21 protein-coding genes are annotated in these 23,882 nt (G+C 67.3%); 11 read left to right on the forward strand and 10 right to left on the reverse strand.

Annotated elements, in window-relative coordinates:
* Nucleotides 1–165 precede the first annotated feature (165 nt).
* A complete protein-coding gene (locus tag ACAH41_RS10960; RefSeq protein WP_325654434.1) occupies nucleotides 166–915 on the forward strand; it encodes a FadR/GntR family transcriptional regulator in 750 nt (249 codons plus the stop codon).
* Nucleotides 916–951: 36 nt separating this feature from the next.
* Here the strand turns inward: ACAH41_RS10960 and ACAH41_RS10965 are convergent, their stop codons facing one another.
* From ACAH41_RS10965 to ACAH41_RS10975, 3 genes are all read right to left on the reverse strand, one after another.
* Nucleotides 952–1,644: a response regulator transcription factor gene (locus ACAH41_RS10965; RefSeq protein WP_325654436.1), complete on the reverse strand. Its 693-nt coding sequence runs from the start codon at nucleotides 1,642–1,644 to the stop codon at nucleotides 952–954.
* A gap of 118 nt (nucleotides 1,645–1,762) precedes the next feature.
* Nucleotides 1,763–2,410, reverse strand: coding sequence for a response regulator transcription factor (locus ACAH41_RS10970; RefSeq protein WP_325654438.1), 648 nt, complete (start codon nucleotides 2,408–2,410; stop codon nucleotides 1,763–1,765).
* Nucleotides 2,407–3,255 carry an ATP-binding protein gene (locus ACAH41_RS10975; protein ID WP_325654440.1) on the reverse strand — a complete coding sequence of 283 codons (849 nt, stop codon included), beginning with the start codon at nucleotides 3,253–3,255 and terminating at the stop codon, nucleotides 2,407–2,409. The genes ACAH41_RS10970 and ACAH41_RS10975 overlap by 4 nt, the downstream gene beginning before the upstream one ends.
* A 335-nt stretch (nucleotides 3,256–3,590) precedes the next feature.
* Between ACAH41_RS10975 and ACAH41_RS10980 the strand changes: the two genes are divergently transcribed.
* On the forward strand, nucleotides 3,591–4,130 hold the full coding sequence (locus tag ACAH41_RS10980; protein WP_325654442.1) for a DNA starvation/stationary phase protection protein: 540 nt from the start codon (nucleotides 3,591–3,593) through the stop codon (nucleotides 4,128–4,130).
* 216 nt (nucleotides 4,131–4,346) lie between these two features.
* Nucleotides 4,347–7,457: a two-component regulator propeller domain-containing protein gene (locus ACAH41_RS10985; protein ID WP_325654443.1), complete on the forward strand. Its 3,111-nt coding sequence runs from the start codon at nucleotides 4,347–4,349 to the stop codon at nucleotides 7,455–7,457.
* Here the strand turns inward: ACAH41_RS10985 and ACAH41_RS10990 are convergent.
* On the reverse strand, nucleotides 7,454–7,849 hold the full coding sequence (locus ACAH41_RS10990; RefSeq protein ID WP_325654445.1) for a hypothetical protein: 396 nt from the start codon (nucleotides 7,847–7,849) through the stop codon (nucleotides 7,454–7,456). The two genes, ACAH41_RS10985 and ACAH41_RS10990, sit on opposite strands and share 4 nt — an antisense overlap.
* A 139-nt stretch (nucleotides 7,850–7,988) precedes the next feature.
* On the opposite strand from ACAH41_RS10990, the gene ACAH41_RS10995 reads away from it, so the two are divergent.
* From ACAH41_RS10995 to ACAH41_RS11010, 4 genes are all read left to right on the forward strand, one after another.
* Entirely contained in the window at nucleotides 7,989–8,900 is a 912-nt protein-coding gene (locus tag ACAH41_RS10995; RefSeq protein ID WP_325654447.1) for a DUF4743 domain-containing protein, read from the forward strand.
* 167 nt (nucleotides 8,901–9,067) lie between these two features.
* Nucleotides 9,068–9,619, forward strand: coding sequence for a cytochrome b (locus tag ACAH41_RS11000; protein ID WP_325654450.1), 552 nt, complete (start codon nucleotides 9,068–9,070; stop codon nucleotides 9,617–9,619).
* A gap of 80 nt (nucleotides 9,620–9,699) precedes the next feature.
* A complete protein-coding gene (locus ACAH41_RS11005) occupies nucleotides 9,700–10,284 on the forward strand; it encodes a YceI family protein (protein WP_325654453.1) in 585 nt (194 codons plus the stop codon).
* Nucleotides 10,285–10,342: 58 nt separating this feature from the next.
* Nucleotides 10,343–10,915 (forward strand): YceI family protein, encoded by a 573-nt coding sequence (locus ACAH41_RS11010; protein ID WP_141286271.1) that lies wholly within the window; start codon nucleotides 10,343–10,345, stop codon nucleotides 10,913–10,915.
* 91 nt (nucleotides 10,916–11,006) lie between these two features.
* Here the strand turns inward: ACAH41_RS11010 and ACAH41_RS11015 are convergent, their stop codons facing one another.
* The 6 genes from ACAH41_RS11015 to ACAH41_RS11040 form a co-directional block, all read right to left on the reverse strand.
* A complete protein-coding gene (locus ACAH41_RS11015; RefSeq protein WP_325654454.1) occupies nucleotides 11,007–12,134 on the reverse strand; it encodes a hypothetical protein in 1,128 nt (375 codons plus the stop codon).
* Nucleotides 12,135–12,186: 52 nt separating this feature from the next.
* Nucleotides 12,187–12,876, reverse strand: a complete 690-nt coding sequence (locus ACAH41_RS11020) for a sulfotransferase family 2 domain-containing protein (RefSeq protein WP_325654456.1) — start codon at nucleotides 12,874–12,876, stop codon at nucleotides 12,187–12,189.
* Between the two features lie 6 nt (nucleotides 12,877–12,882).
* Nucleotides 12,883–13,773, reverse strand: a complete 891-nt coding sequence (locus ACAH41_RS11025; protein ID WP_325654457.1) for a sulfotransferase family 2 domain-containing protein — start codon at nucleotides 13,771–13,773, stop codon at nucleotides 12,883–12,885.
* Between the two features lie 24 nt (nucleotides 13,774–13,797).
* A complete protein-coding gene (locus ACAH41_RS11030; protein WP_325654459.1) occupies nucleotides 13,798–14,709 on the reverse strand; it encodes a sulfotransferase in 912 nt (303 codons plus the stop codon).
* Between the two features lie 223 nt (nucleotides 14,710–14,932).
* On the reverse strand, nucleotides 14,933–15,877 hold the full coding sequence (locus tag ACAH41_RS11035; RefSeq protein WP_325654461.1) for a hypothetical protein: 945 nt from the start codon (nucleotides 15,875–15,877) through the stop codon (nucleotides 14,933–14,935).
* A gap of 90 nt (nucleotides 15,878–15,967) precedes the next feature.
* A complete protein-coding gene (locus ACAH41_RS11040; protein WP_325654463.1) occupies nucleotides 15,968–17,023 on the reverse strand; it encodes a hypothetical protein in 1,056 nt (351 codons plus the stop codon).
* Nucleotides 17,024–17,480: 457 nt separating this feature from the next.
* Here ACAH41_RS11040 and ACAH41_RS11045 point away from each other — a divergent pair, with 457 nt between their 5' ends.
* From ACAH41_RS11045 to ACAH41_RS11060, 4 genes are all read left to right on the forward strand, one after another.
* A complete protein-coding gene (locus tag ACAH41_RS11045; protein ID WP_325654465.1) occupies nucleotides 17,481–18,929 on the forward strand; it encodes a mannose-1-phosphate guanylyltransferase/mannose-6-phosphate isomerase in 1,449 nt (482 codons plus the stop codon).
* Between the two features lie 122 nt (nucleotides 18,930–19,051).
* Entirely contained in the window at nucleotides 19,052–19,912 is an 861-nt protein-coding gene (locus ACAH41_RS11050; RefSeq protein ID WP_325654467.1) for a hypothetical protein, read from the forward strand.
* Nucleotides 19,902–21,131, forward strand: a complete 1,230-nt coding sequence (locus ACAH41_RS11055; RefSeq protein ID WP_325654469.1) for a glycosyltransferase — start codon at nucleotides 19,902–19,904, stop codon at nucleotides 21,129–21,131. The genes ACAH41_RS11050 and ACAH41_RS11055 overlap by 11 nt, the downstream gene beginning before the upstream one ends.
* A gap of 43 nt (nucleotides 21,132–21,174) precedes the next feature.
* A complete protein-coding gene (locus ACAH41_RS11060) occupies nucleotides 21,175–23,814 on the forward strand; it encodes a glycosyltransferase (RefSeq protein WP_325654470.1) in 2,640 nt (879 codons plus the stop codon).
* The last annotated feature ends 68 nt before the right edge of the window (nucleotides 23,815–23,882 follow it).

The following is a 23,882-nucleotide window of genomic DNA, read 5'->3' on the forward strand; positions in this document are numbered from 1 at the left end:
TGGTAAAGCCAATTTGCCACAAAAACGATTTGGCCTGACCAGTACAAACCCCATCCTGTCCCCGGGGCGCCGTGAGCGAGACTGGCGCGGGCGTGTCGGGCCTGCGCCTGGGTGGCAGGCGCTTCCCGCCGCTGGTCAGGCCAATTCCTTTCAAGAACTTTCTGAATGCCTTCCTCTTCCCGTACCGTCGATGCGCGCAGGTCGTACCAGCAGGTGGCCGACCGGATCCGCGCCGTCATCCAGGACGGCGCGTTCAGCGTCGGTTCGCGGCTGCCGCCGGAGCGCGAGCTCGCGCTGCAGCTGGGTGTCTCGCGGCCGTCCCTCCGCGAGGCCCTGATCGCGCTCGAAATCGACGGTCGGGTCGAGATCCGCATGGGCTCGGGCGTCTATGTCTGCGCGCCGCCCGCCGCGGTCGAGCACGGCACGCCGGCGCTCGGCGAAAGTGCCATCGAGCTGATGCAGGCGCGCGCCGCGCTCGAAGGCGCCGTGATCACGCTGGCCGCGGCTCGCGCCACGCGTGCCGGTCTCGACCGCGTTGCGGAGAGCCTGCGGGCGATGCGACGCGAGCACGCACGCGGGCGCACACCAGTCGACGCAGACCGGCGCTTCCATCTGAGCATCGCCGAGATGGGTGGCAACTCGGTGCTGGTGCGGCTGGTCGGCGAACTGTTCGACGGCCGCCACAGTCCGATCTCGTCGCACATGCGCGGACGGTCCGAGAACGTGCACACCTGGACCACCGCGCTGCAGGAACACGAAGCCGTGTACCACGCGTTGGAGGCGCGCGACCCCCAGGCGGCGGCCGCTGCAATGTTCACGCATTTGCGCGCGTCGCAGGAGCGCTGGCTCGCCGAGCCCTCCGCGGCGCACGAACCCACGCCGCCATCGAACATCCCCGACACGGACCCGGCCTGAAACCTCAGGGCCAGGATGCCGGCGCTTGTCTCGCGCTCAGGCAGCCAGTGCGTGCTGCTGCAAGCCACCTTGCGCGCGCGGCATGAACGCCGGCACACGCCACGCGCCGGTGTCCGCCGCAGCCACCGTCGGTTCGGGCAGCAGGCCGCGGGCGATGGCGATGTTGGCGGCTTCGGTGCGGGTGCTGGCGTCGAGCTTGGCGAGGATGGCGCGCACGTGGGCTTTGACGGTGCCGGCGGCGATGGCCAGGCGGTTGCCGATGGTCTTGTTGCAGCAGCCTTGGGCCAGCAGGGTCAGCACGTCGTGTTCGCGCGAGGTGAGGGCTTCGGTGCTGAGGCTGTTGGCGAGTTCCTGCGCGGCGACCGGGCAGAGGTAGCGCCGGCCTTGGGCTGCGGCGCGCACGGCGCTTTGCAGCTCGGCCAGGCTGCAGCCGCTGGCGACGTAGCCGAGCACGCCTTTTTCCATTGCGCGCTGGATCTCGAATTCGCGCGGCTTGCCGGCCATCGCGACGATGCCGGCGCGGCCGGGGTTGTCGAGCTGCATGGCGGCCTGGTGGTCGCAGACGATGACGCGTGCGCCGCGGCCGTGTTCGACCAGCGCGGAGGCCGTGGTGTCGACCGACACCTCGAATTCGGGCACCTGGCCCAGCGCGGACATCAGGCCCATCGCGAGGATGGGTTCGGTGTGCTTGACGACGACACGTTGGGCAAGGGCGGCGAATTGGGGCATGGCTTTTTCCTGAACAGTGATGAGATGTCTGAGTCCTTGATCAGGATCGTAGGGACTGTGTCGTCTCCAGGCTGTACACAAAAAGAGGTAGCGCTGCTCGAAGGGCGCGCGCGCCGGGTCAGGGGTCCAGGTCGATGATGCCGCGGCGCAGCGCGATCATCACGGCCTGCACCCGGTCCTTGGCTTCGAGCTTGGCCAGGATGTTTTTCATGTGGACCTTGATGGTGCCTTCGGTGATGCCCATCTCGGCCGCGGCCAGCTTGTTGCGGCCGCTGTTGGCGACCATGCGCAGCACCTCCATCTCGCGCGGCGAGAGCGGCTGCTGGCCGGCGTGCGCGCCGATGGCGGCGGCCATTGTCGGCGGGATGAAATCCTGGCCCTGGTGGGCAGCGCGGATGGCGCTCAGCATCTCGCCGCGGATCATCGTCTTGAGCAGGTAGCCCTTTGCGCCGGCGCGCAGCGCGCGCACGGCCTGCGCGTCGCCGCCGTAGGTGGTCAGCACGACGATGCGCGCGTCCGGCGCCTCGGCGCGGATCGCTGTGATCGCCTCGATGCCGTCCATGCCGGGCATCTGCAGGTCCATCAGCGTGACGTCGGGCCGGTGCTGGCGGAAGGCGTCTACCGCGGCGCGGCCATCGTCGGCCTGGGCGATCACGGTCATGTCGTCTTCGGCGTCCACCAGGCCGACGATGCCGGCGCGCACGACCATGTGGTCATCGGCCACCAGCAGGCGGATGGGCGCAGCGGGCTGCGGGGCATCGTTCATCGATTGTCTTTCTCGGGGTTGCTTGCGCGGTGCACGTCGAGCAGCTTGTGCAGCCGCTGCAGCGGCGCTGCCAGCCAGCGCGGCAGCGTGCGGCGAAAGAGGCGTTGCGGCCGCAACTGCAGGCGGACCTCGGTGCCACCGGCCTCGCGGCGGCCGATGTGCAGGCTGCCGCCGATGCGCACCGCGCGTTCTGTCATGCGCATGATGCCGCAGTGGCCGGGCCGGGGTGGGCCGGCGAGGGCCTGAACGTCGATGCCGCGGCCGTCGTCTCGCACCACGAAGGCCAGCGACTGGCGTTGGTGGTGGACTTCCAGCGCGACCCGACCGGCGTGTGCGTGCCGGCAGGCATTGGCCAACGCCTCACGGGCGATGTAGAAGACCTCGCGGCGGATGGCCGGCCGCAGCGGCGGCAACTGCGCATCGCCGTGGAAACTGAACTGCACACCGTGGCGCAGCGCCAGGTCCGCGCCCAGGCGCACCAGGGCCTGGACCAGGTCCGGCTCGTCGGCGCCGAGGTCGCCCAGCTCGGGCAGCCGGTCGCGTGCGCCGGCAATGATGGCGTCGGCATCGTCGAGCAGGGCTTCGAGCTGCTGGCGGGGTGCCTCGGCCGGCGGCAGGCGGCTGGCGATGACCTGCAGGTTCAGCACCAGGCCCTGGGTGCTCTGCAGCAGGTCGTCGTAAAGCGCGACGGCAACCCGATCGCGCTCGCGCAGCCTGTCCTCGCGGCGGGCCTGCCGGCGCCGCCGCCGCCGCCGGCTGTGCCAGGCCAAGGCCAGGCCGAGCACAGCAAGCCCCGTCGCGGCGCTCCACGCCAAAGCGGGCGAGCCGGGCAGGGCGCTGGACAAGGGCCCCACCTGCAAGGCGGCACCCACTGCGTGGCCAGGCAACAGGGAGCAGGCGACCAGGCGCTGGGAAAGCCGTGGTCGGGGCGATCGGGATCGGCTCGCCGGACCGTGTCTTTCTTGAGGCATGGAAATGGAGGTCGCAGGATGTGGGCACTGTAGGGAGCGCCGCCGGAAAAGCGATATCCAAAAAGAGGTACGGCCGCCTGGTGGCCACGCTGCCTGGCCAGATGGCAGAGCCTGCGCTGCCTCCGACGGGCGAGTCGGGCTCGGCAGACCGCCCGATGCCGTTGCAGCCCGCCAGGCCTCCAATGGGTGCTTCGCAGAAAAGGACTCACATGACCACCCCCCTCACGCCCGAAGCCGCGCCGGTGTCCCAAGCTTTCGGCAGCCTTGCCGACGTGCGCATCGGCCTGCCGGCCGACGTGCGCCATGCCAGCGTGGCCGCGCTCAACCGCCTGCTGGCCCACACCATGGCGCTGCGCGACCTGTACAAGAAGTCCCACTGGCAGACCGCCGGCCTGGTCTTCTTCGAGCTGCACCAGCTGTTCGACAAGCACTACGAAGCGCAGGTTGAGCTGATGGACGCGCTGGCCGAGCGGGTGCAGACGCTGGGCGGTGTGGCGCATGCGCTGGCCGGCGACGTGGTCAGCGAGTCGCGCCTGTCGCGCGCGCCGCGTGGCATCGAGTCCGCGCACCACCAGCTCGAGCGCCTGCTGGACGCACATGAGTTCGTGCTCGGCGAGGCCCGGCCGCTGGCGCGCGCCGCAGCCGAGCTGGGCGACGACGGCACCAACGACCTGATCGTCAGCCAGTTGATCCGGCTGCACGAGCTGCAAAGCTGGTTCGTCTGGCGCCACATCTCGCGGCCGGCCTGAGTTGCGCCGCTTTTCCGGCGAAAAGCAGGATCGCCGGGATGCAACAGTGACTGCCGAAGGGGGTGGCTGCACCTCTCCCATTTGGGCGATGCGGACCTGCTGCAGGTGGGTGGCGCGGGGCCTGTGACGCGCCGAGGCGCCTGGGTGTGACTATGCTGCCGGCTGTCTCCCGTGGCCCTGGCCGCGGACCGTCACCCAGCCGTTGCCGCTCCTTCCATGTTGTTGGTCTTGCTGCGGTCGCCCGGCCGCCGTGCGACTGCCCGATTCGTGTTGCTGTGCCTGGCCTGGCTGAGCGCGTGCCTGGCCGGCATGGCGCAGGCCCAGCCGGTGGGCGCCGCCGGTTTCGACGACCTCGGCCACACGATGTACGCGCCGCGCCAGGGCGCTCCGAGCAACGTCGACGCGCTGGCCCAGACGCCCGATGGTTTTCTCTGGCTGGGCACTTCCGAGGGCCTGTTCCGCTTCGACGGCCAGCGCTTCCTGCCCTACCGCCCGCCCGGTGGCCAGGCACTGCCGGATGCCGACGTCACCCAACTGCTGGCCCTGCCTTCGGGCGAGCTGTGGGCCGGCACGCGCTTCGGCCACGTCTATGCCATTCGCGATGGCCAGCTGAAGCAATATGGTCCGGCCTCCGGGCTGCCGGCGCACTCCATCTTCGGCCTTGCCACGGACCACCGCGGCCGCATCTGGGCCGCCACCAGCTTTGGCGTGTTCTACCTGGACGGCGAACGCTGGCACGAGGTGAAGACGGCTGACGGCGCGACGCTGCAGGTGCTGGGCTTTCGCGCCTTCCTGGGTGATGGCGAAGGCCGGCTCTGGGCCGTGGCCTCGGAGGCCGGCGTGTTCTCGCTCGAACCCGGCGCCGGCGCCTTCGTGAAGCGGCGTGCGGCCAGCGAAGTCAGCGGCAGCCTGCTGCTGGACACAAGCGGCACCGCATGGATTGCCGACGACATGGGCGTGGCCGCGCTGAGCGGCCCGCCGCGCGGCATTGCGCAGCGTGCGCTGGCGCGTCTGGGCAGCGGCCGGCAGGCGACCTCGGTGCTGCGCTTCCTGGACAGCGACGGCGTGCTTTGGGGCCACAGCGACGGCCGCCTGCTGCGCCTGCCTTGCGCCGCCTGCGGGGGCGACGACACGCCGCGGCCGCTTGCGCTGCAGCGCTGGCCGCGCGACCGCGAACTGAGCGGCAGCCAGTTCCTCAGCTTCTTCGAGGACCGCGAGGGCAACCTGTGGATCGGCACCAACGGCGGGCTGGACCGCTTCAGGCCGCACAAGTTCAAGCGCGCGATGGCCGACGGCATGCCGCTGGCCGACGTGGCCATCGCCCCCGGCCCGGATGGCCGGCTGATGGCCGGCACCCACGCCATGGGCCTGTTCAGCACCGGCGCGGCCGGCACGCGCCGCGAACCGTTTGGCAAGGCCGACGACAACTTCATCACCAGCCTCTACCGCGCCCGCGACGGCACGCTGTGGGTGGGCGGTGACGGCGAGCTGCACCGCAGCGGCCCACGCGGCTACGAGCGCGAGCCCTTCTTGGCGGCTGGCGAAAACTACGAAGTCCAGGCCATGGCCGAGGACCGCGAAGGCGGCTTCTGGGTCTCGGCCGCGCTGAGCGCGCTTTACCGCCAGAAGGACGGCCAATGGCTGCGCAATGGCGGGCTGGCCGGGTTGCCGGACAAGCCGCCGCTGTCGCTCGCATCGGACGAAGGGCAGGGCCTGTGGCTGGGCTACCCCGGCAGCCTGGTGCTGCAGCTGCAGGGCGACCGCGTGCGGCGCTGGGGACCGGACCAGGGCCTGGCCGTGGGCAACGTGCTGGCCTTCCTGCAGGACGGGCCGCGCACCTGGATCGGCGGCGCCACCGGCCTGGCGCTTTACCAGGACGGCCGCATGCGCGCGGTCACCACGGCGGCAGGCGAGCCCATTGCCGGTGTCTCCGGCCTGGTGCGAAGCGCCGATGGCGAGCTGTGGCTGAACGCTGCTTCAGGCGTGATGCGCGTGGCGGCCGACGCGCTGGGGCGTGTGGCCGCAGCCGGTGGCAGCGTCGCGCTGGAAGCCGAGACCTTCGGCGTGCATGCCGGTGTCGAAGGCCTGCCGGAAAACCTGCGGCCCATGCCCTCGGCTGCCGCCACGCCGGACGGCAAGCTCTGGTTCGCCACCACCAGCGGGCTGTTCTGGATCGACCCGCGCCACGTCCCCCGCAACCGCGTGGCGCCGCAGGTGCAGGTGCTGGCGCTGGCGGCCGACGGGCAGGCGCAGCCGCTGCAGCCCGAGCTGTCGCTGGCTGCCGGCACGCACACGCTGCAGATCGACTACACCGCGACAAGCCTCAGCGTGCCCGAGCTGGTGCGCTTCCGCTACCGGCTCGACGGCGTGGACACGGCCTGGCAGGCCGCCGGCGCGAGGCGCCAGGCCTTCTACACCAACCTGCAGCCTGGCCGCTACCAGTTCCATGTGGCCGCGACGAACGAGGATGGCGTGCCCGCCGCGGCGGATGCCACCGTCACCTTCGACATCCCGCCCAGCTTCTGGCAGACCGGCTGGTTCATGGCACTGTGCGCGCTGGCGGCGCTGCTCCTTGCCTGGAGCCTGTACCGCCTGCGGCTGGGCACGCTGACGCGCCGCGTCCGCATGCGTTTCGAGGAGCGGTTGCGCGAGCGCGAGCGCATTGCCCGCGAATTGCACGACACCTTGCTGCAAGGCACGCAAGGCCTGGTGCTGAGCTTCCAGGTCGCGGCCAGCAAGCTGCCGCGCACCGACCCGCGGCGCCAGGAGATGGAAACCATCCTGGACCGCGCCGACCTGGTCGTTGCCGAAGCGCGCGACCGGGTGCACGGCCTGCGCAACCCGGACCCGTCCGAACAGGACCTGGTGTGCGCGCTGACGGCCGTCGGCGAAGACCTGGCGGCGGCCAGTGCGGCCGTCGGCGTGCGCTTCGAGGTGCAGGCCGACGAGGCCTTGCCGCCGCTGCGCGCCGATGTGCTGGGTGAGGCCTTCATGGCCGGCCGCGAGGCGCTGGCCAACGCCTTCCGGCATGCGCAGGCAACGAGCGTGCAGTTGGAGATCCGCCGCGACCGGCGCGAACTGCACTTGCGCGTGCGTGACGACGGCAAGGGCCTGGACGCCGAGACGCTCAGCCGTGGCAACCGGCCCGGCCATTGGGGCCTGGTTGGCATGCGCGAGCGGGCCGAAAAGTCCGGCGGGCGCTTGCACATTCGCAGCGAGCCAGGGCAGGGCACCGAGGTCTGGCTGTGCTGGCCATGCAAGGTCGCTTTCGAGCGGCCACCGGGTTGGCTCGCACCCCTGCGGCGACGTAGGCCAGCATTGCCCTAGGCCTTCAGCGCTGCGAGCGTGGCGGCGTGCGCGTGCGCCAGGTCCGGCGAGGCGTCGAAATGCAGCGCGTAGCGGATTGCAAAAGCATCGCTGCTGTCGCGGTCCAGCCGCAGCAGCGCACGCGCACGTTCGGCCACGGCATGCGGCGTCAGCGCGGCATCGCCGTCGGCGTCCATGGCCTCGTCCAGCATCACGATCAGGCGGCTCAGCGGTTCCAGCCAGCGCATCTCGTCGGCATAGGCCATGACCTGCAGGAACTCGCCTGCGGACTGCCGGCCATGCAGCTTCTCGTAGGCCATGCGCTCCTGCTCGACCAGCGTGCGGTGCAGGTTCAGCAAGGCCTTGCGCAGCGCGGCGCAGGCTTCGGGCGAGGGAGGCGAGGAAAGGGTCACGGTGGGGCTCCGGTGGGCTGGCGGTGAAGTAAATGGCGCGACTCTGGCACAGGCAGGGGCAGTCGCGCCACTCCCGATCGGCTGGGGTGGGCGGAGGATGGGAAGGTTGTTGGCAAAGGCGGTCTAAGATCGCCGCCACATGTTCGAGGCCAACTCCGCCGCTGCCGGTTTCCCGTCCACCCAATGGCCCTGCATCGCCCATGCGCGGGCGCAGGCCGGCCGGCCGCGGGTGCCGCTGCGGGTGGGCGGCGCGGCGGCCGGCTCGGTCGCGCAGGCCGACCTGCCAGCGCTGGCGGCCTGGCCGCAGTGGCTGCTTGTGGACGCGCAAGGCGTGGCGCTGACGGCGCCGGCCGAAGCGCTCAGCGCGGTGCTGGCCGAAGTCAACGAAGCGCTGCGGGCGCAAGGCCTGATCCGTGCCTGGCGCGACGAGCCCTATCCGCTGCTCGACGACGAAGACCGGCTTTGCGCAACCCTCGAACGCGCCTCGGCGCGCTTCTGGGGCACGCGGACCTTTGGCGCGCATTGCAATGGTTTTGTCGCCGACGCCACCGGTCGGCCGGCGCAGCTGTGGATCGCCCGCCGGGCATTCGACAAGGCCACCGACCCCGGCATGCTGGACAACCTGATCGGCGGCGGCGTGCCGCTGGGGCAGACGCCGCGCGAGGCCTTGCTGCGCGAGGCCTGGGAGGAGGCCGGCCTGTTGCCTGCGCAGATGGCGGCGCTGCGGCCCGGCCGCGTGCTGGCGCTGGACTGCGACCTGCCCGAGGGCCGGCAGGTCGAATGGCTGCATGTCTACGACCTGCCGATGCCGCCGGGGCTGCAGCCGCAGAACCAGGATGGCGAGGTGGCCGAGTTCAGGCTGATGCCAGTCGCCCAGGCGCTGGCGCATGCGGCTGCAGGTGACATGACGGTGGACGCAGCCCTGTGCACGCTGGACTTCGCGCTGCGCCACCGGCTGTTGCCAGCGGACCAGACCGAGGCGCTCGCAGCGGCGCTGGCGCCGCTGCTGGTACCGCCCGGACACGCGGCGCGCTTTGATCCGCCGCCGTGAAACCAGGTCCCCGAACAGGTCGGCGATGACGGCAACAACCAATCGTCATTCAGAAAAACTGAAGTGCTGCCTTCAATCGGCCTGAACCGCGCAATGGCTCGCGTTGCGGACACTCCAGTCCTTGCTTCACCCCACATGGCCTGCATCGGGCCGACAGAGAGTGCCACATGACCCGGTCATCATTCAATCGGACAGAACGCTACAGCGGCGTCGCCATCGGCCTGCACTGGCTGCTGGCGCTGTTGATTCTTGGCGTGTTCGGCGTTGGCTTCTACATGGCCGACCTGCCGTTCTCGATGACCCGGCTGAAGCTGTTCAACTGGCACAAGTGGGCCGGCATGACCATCCTGGCGCTGTCCGTCCTGCGCCTGCTGTGGCGTGCCACGCACCGGCCGCCGGCCGACCTGCCCGCTCCGAAGTGGCAGCTGACGGTGGCGCACCTGACCCACTGGCTGATGTACGCGCTGTTCTTCGCGGTGCCGCTGGTCGGCTGGGCCTACAGCTCGGCGGCGGGCTTTCCCATCGTCTGGTTCGGCATGCTCCAGTTGCCGGACTTCGTGCCCAAGGACAAGGCGCTGGCCGAGATGATCGAGCCCTGGCATGGCGCGCTGGCCTGGGCGCTGATCGTGCTGGCCGGGCTGCACATTGCCGCCGCGCTGAAGCACCAGTTCATCGACCGCGACGGGCTGATCAACCGCATGCGCCCCGGCCGCGGCTGAAAGCCCTCATGCCAACCAAGACTCTCTGTTGCGCCGTCCAATCGCGGCACTTCGCAAGACTCCGGACACCACCAAGCACCATGAACACTGCCACCGTCTCCTCCAAGTTCTTCAAGACCCTGGCTGCCGGCCTGCTCGTGCTGGGCGCTGGCGCCGCGCTGGCTGACCAGAAGATCGTTCCGGCCCAGAGCGACATCAGCTTCACCTCGCGCCAGATGGGCGTGCCGGTGGACGGCAAGTTCAAGAAGTGGGACGCGCAGATCGCCTTCGATCCGAAAAAGCCCGAGACCGGCAAGGTCAGCTTCACGATCGACACCGGCAGCGCCACCTTTGGCGCCGCCGAGACCGACGCCGAAGTGCCCAAGGCCGCCTGGTTCAACGTGCCCAAGTTCCCGCAGGCCACGTTCCAGTCCAGCGCCATCAAGGCTGCCGGGCCGGGCAAGGTCGAGGTCACCGGCAAGCTGAGCATCAAGGGCGCCGTGCATGACGTTGTCGTGCCCGTCACCCTGACCCAGGCCGGTGCCACCACGACGGCGGCCGGCAGCTTCACCATCAAGCGCCTGGACTTCAAGATCGGCGAAGGCGAATGGGCGGACACGTCCATGGTCGCCAACGACGTGGTCGTGAAGTTCAAGCTGGCGGTCACCGGCGTTGCGCCGCTGTGAGCCGGGCGCCCGCCATCCTCCTCATTTCCCCTCACCTGTCATCCCACGGAGTTTCCGAATGAAAACCGCCCTGATCGCTGCCGCCATTGCCCTGCTGGCCTCCACCGCCGCCCAAGCCGAATCGGCCACCTACGCGATCGACCCCGCGCACACCTACGCGACCTTCGAGATCACCCACTTCGGCACCTCGACCAACCGCGCCCGCTTCGACAAGAAGGAAGGCTCGGTCACGCTGGACAAGGCGGCCAAGACCGGCAAGGTCGACCTGACCATCGACATGAGCTCGGTCAACTCAGGCTTCGAGGCCTTCAACAAGCACCTGAAGAGCGCCGAGATCTTCAACGCCGAAGCTTTCCCGACCGCCAAGTTCGTCGGCGACAAGTTCACCTTCGCCGGTGACAAGGTGACCGAGATCGGCGGCTCGCTGACGCTGCTGGGCAAGACCAACCCGGTCACGCTGAAGGCCACCAACTTCAACTGCTACGTCAACCCGATGAACAAGCGCGAAGTGTGCGGCGGTGACTTCGAGACCACTGTCACGCGCAGCCAGTTCGGCGTCAACTACGGCCTGAACTACGGCTTCCCCGACGCTGTGCGCGTCGTGATCCAGGTCGAAGCCGTCAAGCAGTGAGCTTGAAGCGGCCTGGCCGCTGGACATGAAAAAGGCCGGCAGTGATGCCGGCCTTTTTCGTGAGTGTTGCCCTGCGCCCGGCCCGGCGTTCTCAGGCGTTGGGCGCGGTGCGGGCCGCGGCCAGGCGGTCCGCACGAGGCGTCTTCGCGTTGGACTTGCCTGCGCCAGCGCGCGCCGCTTGGCTGCGCAGACCCGCCAGCCACAGGTCCATGGCGGCAACCACCTGCGCGTGGGTGGGTGAGTCAGGCAGGGCTTCACCGAGCGTGCGTTGCAGCCAGGTCAGCGCGCGGGGCGTGAGTGTCAGCAGGTCGGCCTCGGTGCTCAGGGCGCCTGGCCGCGCCGGTGGAAGTGCCGAGATCGAGCTGCCCAGCCGCTCTTCCATCCAGGCCATGTCGTCCGCGGTGAGTTCCAGGTACGGCTTCAGCACGGAGGGCGCCAGGCGCATCTTGTCGCCTTCGATGTCACGCAGCTGCCGGGTCAGCAGGCGGATGTCCAGCTTGTCCTGCGAGCTCAGCTTGCCCTGCTTGGCCAGCCGGCGATAGAGGTACAGCAATGCCAGTCCATCCACCGACACGCCCTCGTTGTCGATGATGACCTGCGAGGCATCGAACGGGATGCCCAGCTTCTGGCAGAAGTCCAGCACCACGTCCTTGCCGGGGAATTCAGCCGGGTTGAAAGGCCACAGCACCACGTTCTCGCGGCCAAAGGCGCGGTCGAAGCGCTGGAACTTGGTTCGGTACTTCGGCAGTACGTTGCGCAGGTTGTTGAAGTCGGCCGGTGAGCCGGTCTTCAGGCGCTGCTGGAAAGCGCTTTCGATCCAGCTGGCGGCGCCGCGCACATAGGCGACGACCTTGACCTGGTCGACGTGCCGCGCCAGTGCCTCGCGCAAGTCCTTCAGCTGAGGCGCCGTGAGGTTGTGCAGCCGCTCGCCGGAAAGGATGAAGGCCTCGTGCTGCGTGCCGAAGCTGCCGTCGAGCTGCTGCCGCAGGCGGGCCTGGTTGGCTTGTACCTGCTCAGGCGTCCAGCCGGCTCGCAGCTCCTGATCGCGCAAGCTGACTTCCCCGGCAAAGATCTCCAGCAAGGCGGCGCTGCAGTTGACCTGCCTGTCCAGCACGATGTACTTGAACTTGTCGCCCAGCGAAGCCGCCCGGCCCAGCGAGGCCTGGATCGACATCGTGCCGGTCTTGGGCATGCCGATGTGAAGGTAGCAGGTGCGCATGTGGTTGGGCTGGCTGCGGCAAAAGGGGGCGGCAGCGCGCGCTGCCAGCGGGTCAGTGGGGGTCGAAGCCGTAACCGAAGCGTTCGATCACTGGCGCATACAGCTTGCGCACCAGGTCCACCGTTGCATCGTCATAGTAGCTCCGGTAGTCACGCTTCTGGCCGCCATCGATTCTTTGCGAGGTGACGTTGTGCTCGGCCACCGGGATGTCCTCCGTGATGCCGAGCCGTGCCAATGCCTCCTGGAACCCTTGGGCCAGCGCCTCGAAGCGAATCACATGATCCACGCTGTCGACAAAGACCATTGGCCCCATGACGGGCTTGTCTGCCGCCAGGTATTGTTCATGTGCCTTGCGCACCCATTCGGGGAAAGGCAGCTCGACTGCAAAACCGACAACCTCGCGGGCGCGGGTGTTCTTGCGGATGTGGCCTGAAATCTTGCCGGCTTCGGTGTGCCGGCCGCGCAGTTTCTCGTAGCGGCTGACCAGCAGGTCAAACGGATTGCGCACGCCGCAGAACTTGAAGGCCTGCTGCACCTGCGCCTCGGTCAGCAGCTTGTGATGGACCAGCATCTTGGTGGTCGTGTGATGCTTGCTCAACACGATCTTGCCGTTGCGCAAGATGCCTTGCGAGGGGATCTGTTCCCCGTCGAGTTTCTCCAGCAAGGTCTTGGCAATGGCCTTGCTGCCGGTCTGCGGGCTGGCGAGAAAGAGGTAGTTGCGCTTGGCTGAGTAGACGGCCATGACGCATCAAACCACAGGCGCGGGGATGGGGGCGCGAATTTCCATGGATGCGCCAACGGGCAACTGTGCTGACTGCACGGCTGCAGCCGCTTCGATCTGGGCGGCAGATTTCCGCTCGACGTGGCGCTGCAGCGGCGCTGGCAACGCATAGCCGAAGATGCGGAAGTCCCGCAGGCAATGGCGTTTGATCATGGCCCAGGCCTGCGCCGAGAGCTCTTCCTCGTGCCAGCCGCGGGGCGGGGTGGGCTTGGCCAACTGCGGGCTTGCCTCCTGCTGCTCCGTGCCCAGGCTCTTGTTCTGCACACCGATGGGCGCCGTGACGCCCATGCGGTTCTGAACCCGCTGCCAATCCTTGTCGATGCGCTCGACATGGCCGACGAATTTGACCAGGCGCTGGCCATCCTCGTCGCACAGGCTCTGCCATTGCGGTTTGGCGCCGTCGTCCTGCCAGCAGCGGGGATCACGCAAGAAAGCGTCGAAATTCTCACTGGCGAAGGCGGCCTGCGCGGCCTTGAAGCAATACGGCGGACGGCTTGGCAACTCGCCGTTGAGCGCGTAGGCCTCGGCCTCGGTCAGCGTCATGGGCTTGCGTTCGAGCTGGCCGATGGCATAGGTGTAGAGCGAATACAGCCGGTCGATCGGATGGCGGACAAAGCCGAAGGTATAGAAGTTCTTCCAACGTTCGGCGCCGATCAGTGCTCGCGCAGCTGCCGCACCCGAGTGCTTGTGAAGCCCCACCATTTCCCCAAGCAGCTTCTTGTGCTTTTCCCCTTCCGCGGTGGAGCCGATGATCAGGTCATTGGCTGCCAACAGCGGCGCCAGGGCCACCTCGATGCTGGTGCCCGCACACTTGTGGACGTGGACAAAAACGAAACGGCGATTCAGGGAGAGGATCATGGCGCGAACAGCTCAAATAGCGCGTTAACCGCCTCCTGCAACTATCGCGCCAGGGGCGGCTATCCCGGTGCTTGTGCCTGGCGTGTCCCACAGTGGCATCTGTTTTGCCATCTGCTGCCGGATCATGGCCTGTGTTTGTGCATCGACAAACTGATCACTTTCTGAAGCCCGCCTGGAAATCGGCTTGGACAGCATTTCGTCCACCTTGCGGTCCGGCACCTCCTGTGGCTTCAGGACCGCGTCGACAAAAGGCAGGCCTGCGAAGTCGCAAAGCTGCCGCATGGCGGTTTCCGGATCGTTGGTGATCCAGGCGTAGGGTGCGACAAACACCTGTTCGGGCCAGCGCTGCCGGGCGGCCGCGATGTGTTCGGACACGGTGTGGAAGTGGGCCAGCAGCTGTTCGGCCGTGCGGTCCAGCCAGCCCCATTCTTCGCGCGAGCGGCCGAGTGACTGCTCCTTCTTCAGGCGCTTGCGGTAGCTGGCCACCACGTCCACCGGATCGCGCGTGCAGACGATCACCCGTGCCCTGGGAAAGATCTCCAGCATCCTGGCCAGCCTGCGCACATGGGAAGGCGTCTTTTCCAGCGGTTGCCGCCCTGGGTACACCTTGTGGGCGCAATACCAGAAGAAGGTCCGGATGATGTCTGCCTCGGACAGCTCTGCACCGCCAACGCGCAAGCCGGCGCAGAGCTCGCGGAACCGCTTGGCATGCTCGTCGCCCTGGAGATAGGCCTTTGTCATCGCTGGCGCCCGCACTTCCAGCGCCGAGCGTGGATTGGCGAAGATGAAGGTCTCGTAGACATCCTTCACCGGAAACAGCTGCGGATGGCGCGAAAACGACACCTGCAAGATCGAAGTGCCCGAGCGCTCCAGCCCGCAAATAAATACCGGCTGCGCATGAACAGCCCAGGCGCGGATGTCCTGCAAAGTCCTCATTCCTACGTCCCTTGATTCACAGGTGTGCGTCGCGCTTCACCTTCTGACGGGTGGTGGCGTCGCAGCAAGTCTGCCCCAGCGGATGCGGGGGTATCCGGCTGCGCGCAGGCGATGGCGTTAAAAGTGCCAGCTTATCAGTCCTTGAACAAAGGACAAAACGGGGCTTGACACGAATTCGTGGCATATGGCAGCAATTCGACGGGCAATACCACAGCGGGCGATTTCAAATCGCACCCGGCTGAAGGGTGGCAGCCCGCTTGCCGTTGAGGTAGCTCAAATCGCCCAGCGTGATCATGCGCATCGCCTTGGCGATGTCGTAGTCGCGGGCCGCCGCGGTGTCGAGGATCAGGTCGTAATCCGCGCGCAGCGTCGCGAAATCGGGAAAGAGCGACCCGGCCATTGCGCCGCTGCGCTCGGGAATCTCCACGCCATAGCGGTCGAGCAGGACTTTGCGATCACCCTTGTACATGCCGGCCACATAGCCCACCAGCGGCGCATCGACCTGCATCGCGCCGAGAAACTCCGGCTTGAGCTTGGCCAGTTCGGTGGTCTCGTTGACCATGTTGGACGCAGTTTCCTTGTCCAGCAAATTGTTCAAGAGGCGCTTGATGAACAGCAGGTTGCCGGACACGGAGGGATTGTTCTCATAACGCTTGCGTTGAAAGCGTTCGAGGTCTCCTGGCACGCCGACGATTCGCACGAAATCCAGCAGCACGTCTCCGCCGGTCAAGGCCTTGCGGTCATAGAGCCGCAAGAACATGTTTTCGCGGCCCATGGACTCGGTCCAGGCATCGGCCAGGGTGTGCAGTGGCTTGCGCGTCAGATGGCAAAACGTGTCAAAGCTGCATGACAAATGCGACGCCTGCACATTCTGCTGGTACCAACTGGCGAGGTAGCTCAGGTGTTCGCGCACATAGAACACCACCTTGACTTGATGTCCCGCAAACAGGCGTTTGAGGATGCGGGCGCCGCGCGCGCCATGGGTGTGCAGGTCCTCGGAAGAAATCACGACCTTGCTGGCGCCGGCGATCTCCTTGCGCAGCGCCAGCACCATTGGCGATTGCTCGAAATTGCGGTCCGGCTCGGGTGTGCCCAGCCAATACGACAGCGCGTGGTGGGCTGCGCCATCCAGCCCTGCGCGGGGATAGCAGATGCCTTCCTGCGCCATGGCGTCGATGTTCAGGAAGAAGAAATCCTGGATCGACGAAGTGCCGGTCTTGTTGAGGCCAATGTGCAGGTAAACGTCAGCCATGAGGACTCAGGACAGGGACATCGGATTGGGGGCGTGGAGGCCACCGAGATGGGCAAGGCCTGGCACATGCAATGGCGCTTTCAGGCCCACGCCCTTTGAAAGCACCCTGGCGGCCGCGGCAAAGCCGAAGCCCCGTGTTTCCGCAGTGTGGACGATCAAGGCCCAGTCTTCGGCGAATGTTTCAAGGTCCGGGGTGGCATGGCCTGCACGCACCCCGCTGAGCTCGGGAATCTTTGCACCGTATTTGTGCGCCAGGATGCGTCGGTCCTGCTTGTAGCTTTGCACCACCATGTCGACCACATCGCCTGCGACCAGCATGTGGCCCCCGAACGAAGGCTTCAGCTTGGACAGCGCCGACACCTCGTGGACATATGCTGCCGCCTGCGACTTGTCGCAGAAGTTGTTGATCAGGCGTTTCGCAAACAGCAGGTTGCCGGAGACCGATGGATTGCTTTCATACGGCTTGCGCTTGAGTTTGGTGACATCCAGCCTTGGATTGACCTGTTCCAGGAAATCCTGAGCGATGTCGCCGCCCAGTAGTTGCGACCGGTCATAAACCCGAACCGACACATGCTGCTTGCCAAAAACCGTTGCCCAACGTTCAACGATGGCGTGCAAAGGCTTCTTGTTGAAATAGCAGAATGTGTCAAAAGCGCATGAGAGATGCGTACCCTGCACATTCTGTTGATACCAGCTGGCCAGGTAATTCAAATGTTCACGCAGGTAAACAACGACCTTCACGCGATGGCCCTTCAGGATCTCCTTCATCATTTCCACGCCACGGTCTGTCAGGGTATGGAAATCTTCCGACGACAGCACGGTGAGCCGGGTGTCCTCGATTTCCTTGCGAAGCGACTGCACCAGGTCGCTCTCGAGGGCTGCAGGATCATCCTTGTTGACCTTGATCCAGCGCGACAGTGCGTGATGGGCGGTGCCATCGCGGCCCGTAGTCGGGTAGCACATGCCATGGCGCAGCAGTTTTGCCGCATTCATGTTCATGAGGTCCTGAATCGACGAGGTGCCTGTCTTGTTCAGGCCGATGTGCAAAATGATGTCGGACATGGAGGATTCAGCTGCAACAAGAGATTGACACGCGGACCGCCAGCAGGGGCCACCTGTTGACTATACGTGAGCGAGCTGCGGGTGGGCGTGTGGCTTCCCCTGCGGCAGGCAAGTGCTGGCCGCTGCCGGTGGATTCCGTGAAAAACGCGTGCTCGTGGGCAGCTCGCCTGCTTGCCGCGCTGCCTGTGGCTGTCCCTTCTTGTGGGCTGGCGTTCACAAAGCTGCGCGTGGCCCGAGCTCTGCGCAGCCGGGACGCGCGGCGGGCGTGAGGGGCGTGAGGGGCGTCATGGTATGGTCAGACCTGCGTCATATTCGACAACACCGGGTGTTATTCCGCATCAACAGGGATGGCGCGCGGCTTTGATTTGTTCGATAGTTTTTATCCCGCCGGCGCGCTGCCGGTCCGGTCGTGCAAGCTCATGCCGGCCGTGTACGTAAATCCACAGCGAGTTTTTCCATGTCATCTCCCATCCCCGTCCTGCCCGTGATCATGGCTGGCGGCAGCGGCACGCGGCTTTGGCCACTGTCGCGAGCAGGCTTTCCCAAGCAGTTTCTGGTGCTTTCAGGAGACGACAGCCTTTTCCAGCAGGCAGCGCAGCGCCTGGCGGGCCTGGCGGCAGATGACATCGCCGTGGCGCCACTGGTCGTGGTCGGCAACGCCGAACACCGCTTCCTGACGCTGGAGCAGTTGCGCGAGATCGGCCACGAGCCGACAGCCGTGCTGCTGGAGCCGTCCGGCCGCAATACCGCGCCTGCTTTGACGCTGGGCGCGCTGCAGGCACTGGAAGGGGGCGTCGATCCGGTGCTGGTCGTGACGCCGGCCGACCAGACGGTCGCCGACGGCGCAGCTTTCACGGCCGCGCTGCAAAGTGCGGTGCGCGCCGCGACCGAGGGCGCGATCGTCATCCTGGGCATCACGCCGGACCGGCCGGAAACCGGCTACGGCTACATCCGCGCCGAAGCCTGTGCCGATGGCCTGCACAAGGTGGCGCGCTTCGTCGAGAAGCCGGACGAGGAGACCGCCCGCCGCTACCTGGCCGAAGGCGACTACACCTGGAACAGCGGCATGTTCGTGCTGCGCGCCTCGACCTGGATGAAGGCACTGGACAAGTTCCGCCCCGACATCGCTGCCACCACCCGCGCCGCCTGGGCCGTGCGCCAGCACGACGCCTGTTTCGTGCGCCCCGGCAAGGCCGAGTTCGCCCACGTGCCGTCTGAATCGGTCGACTACGCGGTGATGGAGCAATGCCCCGGCAGCGAGTTCGACATCCGCATGGTCGCGCTGGACGCCGGTTGGAACGACCTGGGCGCCTGGGACGCCGTCTGGCAAGCCGGCACCAAGGACGCCGCTGGCAACACCACCACCGGCGACGTGATGCTGGAAGACACCCGCAACACACTGGTGCATGCCACCAGCCGGCTGGTCAGCACCGTCGGGTTGTCCAACATCGTCGTTGTCGAGACCCCCGACGCCGTGCTGGTTGCCGATCGCTCGCGCAGCCAGGACGTCAAGCGCATCGTCAACCGGCTGACCGAAAAAGGCCGCGGCGAGCACACACTGCACCGCAAGGTGCACCGGCCCTGGGGCTGGTACGACAGCATCGACAACGGTGGCCGCTTCCAGGTCAAGCGCATCATGGTGCATCCGGGTGCTTCGCTGAGCTTGCAGATGCACCACCACCGCGCCGAGCACTGGATCGTCGTCACGGGTACAGCGGAGGTTACCTGCGGTGACAAAAAAGTTTTGCTGACAGAGAATCAGAGCACCTACATCCCCTTGGGCGAGGTGCATCGGCTGGCCAACCCTGGCAAGGTCGAACTGGAAATCATCGAAGTCCAGTCCGGCAGCTATCTGGGCGAAGACGACATCGTGCGATTCGAAGATACGTACGGCCGTACCAGCTGAGGCTGGCACTTCGCCTGTGCCGACCTGCCGGCCCGCCGGCCGGCAACAAGACGGCTACACGCTTGCACAGGAACCTGGCTTTGAATCCACAACGCTTGCCCGAACGCGTGAAGCGCTTCACCATGAGTGAGCTGCTTCACGGCGACATCAACGGCTTCATCATCAATGCCTACTTGGCCATCCAGCATCAGTGGCCGGACGAAGGCGGCTTTCGCCACTACCACTACATGCTGGTCACGCAGCCCGAGGCCCGCCCGCGGGTGCTGCGCGAGCTGGCCCTGTCGACCAGTGCCAAGCGCATCGGCACCGAGCTGGAAGACGACCTTCCGCCGGACCTGCCGTACGACCCGGCCAACAATGACCTGAGCACCTACCTGCGTGTCACGCAGAAGCTGCAGCTGCTGCATGTCATCCACGATGCGCGCGACCTGCGCGAGGCGGTGTCGCGCATCACGTTGGAGGGCATCTCCGAGGCGGTCCAGCTGGTGGTTGAAACGGCCATGGGTTCGCTTGCGCAGATGGACTCCCGCATTGCCCAAGCCGAGGCCGACGTGACTGCGCTGCGCCAGGTGGTGGCCGGCGCGGCCCTCGGGGCGTCGACCGACGAGCCGGTGGCGCCTGCGGTGCCGGCCGCGCTCTCGGGTGGCGATGACCCCGAGCGGGCTTGGCTGCGGCACGAGGTGCTCCGGCTGGGGCGGCGGCTGCACATGCTGGAGCAGCACGGGGTGCCCGGGGCTGCGCCGGCAGATGCCTCGGGTGTTGCCGCCCCGCGGGCCGGGGTGCCTCAGATCGGCCGGCTGGAAGGCGAACTGGCGGACCTGCGCAATGTCGTCATGCCGCTGCATCAGTTCACCACGGTTGACCTGAAGCGCCACCTGGCGGATTACGTCAACGCGCTGGTGCTGGCCCATGCCAACGCCACCACCTTCGACCCGCCCGGTTTCCCCGTCGCCAGCACGCAGAAAGTGGACGATGTCCTCTAACCTCCTGACCACCGTGCAGACCGACACCCTGGTCATGTTCTCGCCGCTGCCGCCGCGCAAGTCCGGCATTGCGGCCTACACCGCCGAGTTGCTGCCTTCGCTGTGCCTGAAGCGTCGCGTGGTGCTGGTCAACGAGGAAGGCCTGACGCCCGAGGTGCAGGCCGAGCTGCCGTATTGCGGCGACGCGCTGCGCGTGATCTCGCCGGCCGAATACGAGGCCGACACCAGCTTGGCCGCGCACCCTCACGTCTACCAGATCGGCAACAACCGCGATCACGTCTTCGCCTACGAAGCCTTCAAGAAGCGCCCTGGAGTGCTGGTCCAGCACGACTTCAACCTGCACTACCTGGTCGAGGACGCAACCCTGGCGCGCGGGGACGCCGTCGGCTATCGCGATGTGCTCCGCGAAGAATACGGCGAACCGGGCGCCATGCTGGCCGACCTGCGCCGCATCGGCGTGTTCTCGGAAGCCCAGAAGCAGACGCTGCCGGTCAACCGCCACCTGTTGCACCTGGCCACCGGCGTGATCGTGCACAACCACTGGGTCTACGACCGGCTGCCAACCGATGTGAAGGCCCGCACGCTGGTCATTCCGCACCACTTCTCGCCGCTGGTGATCGAGGTCGAAGGCCTGGAGCAGGCCCAGGCGCGGGCGCAGCTCAAGCTGCCGACGCAGGGTTTCATGGTGCTCTCGCTGGGCTTCATCACGCCGCCCAAGCAGATCCAGGCCACGCTCGCCGCGCTGGCCGCGCTGCGCGACCAGGGCCTGAACTTCTTCTTCGTCATCGCTGGCGAACGCAATGCCGGTTTCGACATCGACGCCATCATTCGACAGCATCGGCTTGAGGATCGTGTCATCGTCACCGGCTATGTCCCGGAGTCGGCGTTTTTCCAGTACATCGTTGCCGCGGACAGCCTGGTCAACCTGCGCCACCCCACTGTCGGCGAAAGCTCGGGCACGTTGGCTCGCGCGCTTGCCTTGGGTTTGCCTGCGGTCGTGCACAACTTCGGTCCGGCTTCGGAATTCCCGGATGACGTGGTGCTGAAAGTGCCGCTGGAACTCGGCGAGCCGCGCCAACTGGCGGCCACGCTGGAAACGCTGATGCACAGCACCGAGCTGCGGACCGCGCGTGGCCGGCGTGCCGAGCAGTACATGCGGCATCATTGTTCGGTGCAGCACTCGGCTGCGGCGTATCTGCACTTCATCGATCAGCTGTGAGCAACTTGCCGACGTGACCACCTCTGCGCCTTCGCCGACACCCTTGCCTCTGCTTCCTGCTGCGCTGCCCGACACCCCCCCTGGCGCTGTATCGCCCCCCGTGGAGGGCCTGGCCACTGGCGAAGACCTGCGGCAGCTCTATCGCGCATTCCTCGGGCGCGACCCCGAGGCGCAGCTCATCAAGCGCGGCGGCACGCGGCCGCTGCGCGGGCTGGTGCGTGAAATGGCCGCCAGTGCCGAGGTCAACCAGCAGGTGCTGCATGCGCTGGTGCAGCAGCGCCCGCTGCCGCACCGCCTGCTGTCGACCGAGGCCCTGGCCGCGTTGGAAGCCTGGCTGACAGATCGCCTGGACCTGGTGCCGGCCGACGATGGTTTGCCGCGCGCTTTGCCTGCGCTGCTGTTGGCGCTCTATCGGCTGCCGCTGGTGGCGCCGCACCTGTTGCAAGCCCATGGCGGCCTCTACACCCAGGCGCTGGAAGATCTCGCGCTGCTGGTGCAGGCCGGCGGCAGGGACCTGACCGGCAAGATCGAGTTTGCCAACCGCGAGTTCATTGCCGGCTGGCTGATGGACCGCCACAGCGGCCAAGGCCAGCTGGCGCTGGAAATCCGACTGGACGGCAAGCTGATCGCCGCCGGCAGTGCCCACAGCTACCGCCCCGACATCCACCAGCACCATGGCGGCGACGGCATGGTCGGGTTTCGCGTGCGGTGGCACCCGGGCAGCCACCCGGCAGGCCGGCCGCTGGAGCTGCGCCTGCACGAAGCCAGCACCGGCGTGCCGGTGGGGCTGCCGTACAAATTCAAGAACAGCTTTGTCGACCAGCTCAGCGTGGGCGAGCTGCTGGCCAAGGAACTCGAAGAGATCAAGCGCCGGCTCGACGCGCTGGCCGGCATGGTGCCGCAGTCCCTGAGCTACAGCGCCTTCCCGCTCGAACACTACGACCTCTACCGCCGCACCCACCGCGTACCGCCGCCACCTTGGCGCGTGGCTGCCGAGCAGCCCGGCGGGCGCAAGCCCGGCTGGCGCACCGCCTTCACCGTGCTGCTGGACGCCAGTGCCAACGACCCGATCGCCGTGCGCCAGAGCGTGGACGCGCTGCGCAACCAGGGATGGCCGAACTGGCAGGCATGGATCATGGGCGGTGACAGCCGGGTCGACCAAGTCGCAGCGCTGCTGGGCGCCGCCGACCGCCGGATCCAGCGGGTGCCGGACGGCGAGGGCTTGCGCGGCCTGCTGCACCGCCGCGCAGCCGAGCCCGAGCATTGGGCCCTGCTGTTGGAAGCCGGGGAACTGCTGAACAACCAGGCCCTGCCGTGGCTGGTGCAGACAGTGCAGCGCAGCGACGCGCTGGCGCTTTATTGGGACGAGGACCAGCTCGAATACCTGGGCGGCCGGCTGCCGCGGCGCACGCCGCGGCATGTCAACCCGATTCTGCGCGCCCCTTTCGACCCGGACGCGATGCTGGAGCTGAACATCGTCGGTACCAGCTTTGCGGTGCGCATCGACGCGCTGGAAGCCGCGCTCGGCGCCGTCTCGAGAGCGCCCGGCGGCGATGTGGCCGAACCCGAGGCCGGGCTGGCGCTGGCCGAACGTGAGCGCCTGGTCTGGGCCATCGCCCTGACCGGGCCGATGGTGCACATCGCTCAGCCGCTGCTCAGCCGCCCGCTGGCCGGGCATGCCGAAGACAGCGGCCCCGACCTGACCCGACTGATCGCCAGCGCCTCGCCGCAGGCGCTGGCGCCGCTGCTGCCGCCCGGCTGGCGCGAGCGCAGCTGGACCCGCCTGCCCGATCCCGTCACCCAGGGCGCCAAGCCGCTGGTGCATTGGCAGGCCACGCAGCCGCAGGCGGTGATCAGCGTGCTGATCCCGACCCGCGATTACGGTGAGCTGGTGCGCGACTGCGTCAACAGCCTGCGCAGCTTCGCGCGTCACCCGGACGCGCTGGAGATCCTGGTCGCCGACAACGGCAGCACCGACCCGGACACGCTGGCCTACCTGGCGCAGGCCGAGGCCGCCGGCGAGTTGCGCGTGATCCGCATCGACGAGCCGTTCAACTGGAGCCGGCTGAACAACCAGATGGCCGCCGCCGCGCGTGGCCCGCTGCTGCTGTTCCTGAACAACGACACCCGCATGCTCACGCGGCACTGGGACGACCTGCTGCGCGGCTACCTGTCGCGGCCGGAGGTGCGCGCGGTCGGTGCCCGCCTGCTGTACGAGGACATGACGCTGCAGCACGCCGGCGTGGTGTTTGGCACCGAGGACTTTGTCGCCCACGAACACATGGGCGCCGCGGTGGACGCGCCGGACAACCTGCTCAACACCCAGTTGACGCGCCGGGTCCAGGCCGTCACTGGCGCCTTCATCGGCTGCACCCGCGAGACCTTCGAGGCCGTGGGCGGTTTCGACGAAACCCAGCTCACCGTGACCTTCAACGACGTGCAGTGGTGCATGCGGGCACAGGACGCCTCGGCCGCGGCCTGCATCCTGTACGCGCCGGCCATCAGCCTGATCCACCTCGAATCCAAGAGCCGCGGCTTTGACTTCGAGGACCTGGACAAGCAGCGCCGCGCCAACTACGAGCGCGATGCCCTGGAGGCCCGCTGGCGGCCACAGATGACGGCCGCCATCCGGCTGCACCCCGCGCTCAGCCGCTGGACTTCGGCCGGCACCGCTTTGCGCTGAGCAGGTTCCCCATGGGTTGCCACAACATGGGATTGGCTTTGCCCGTTTCGATGGGATGATGCAAATCC

Origin of the sequence: Ideonella sp. (assembly GCF_041287625.1) — a bacterium.
In the GTDB taxonomy this organism is placed as follows: Bacteria; Pseudomonadota; Gammaproteobacteria; order Burkholderiales; family Burkholderiaceae_C; genus Ideonella.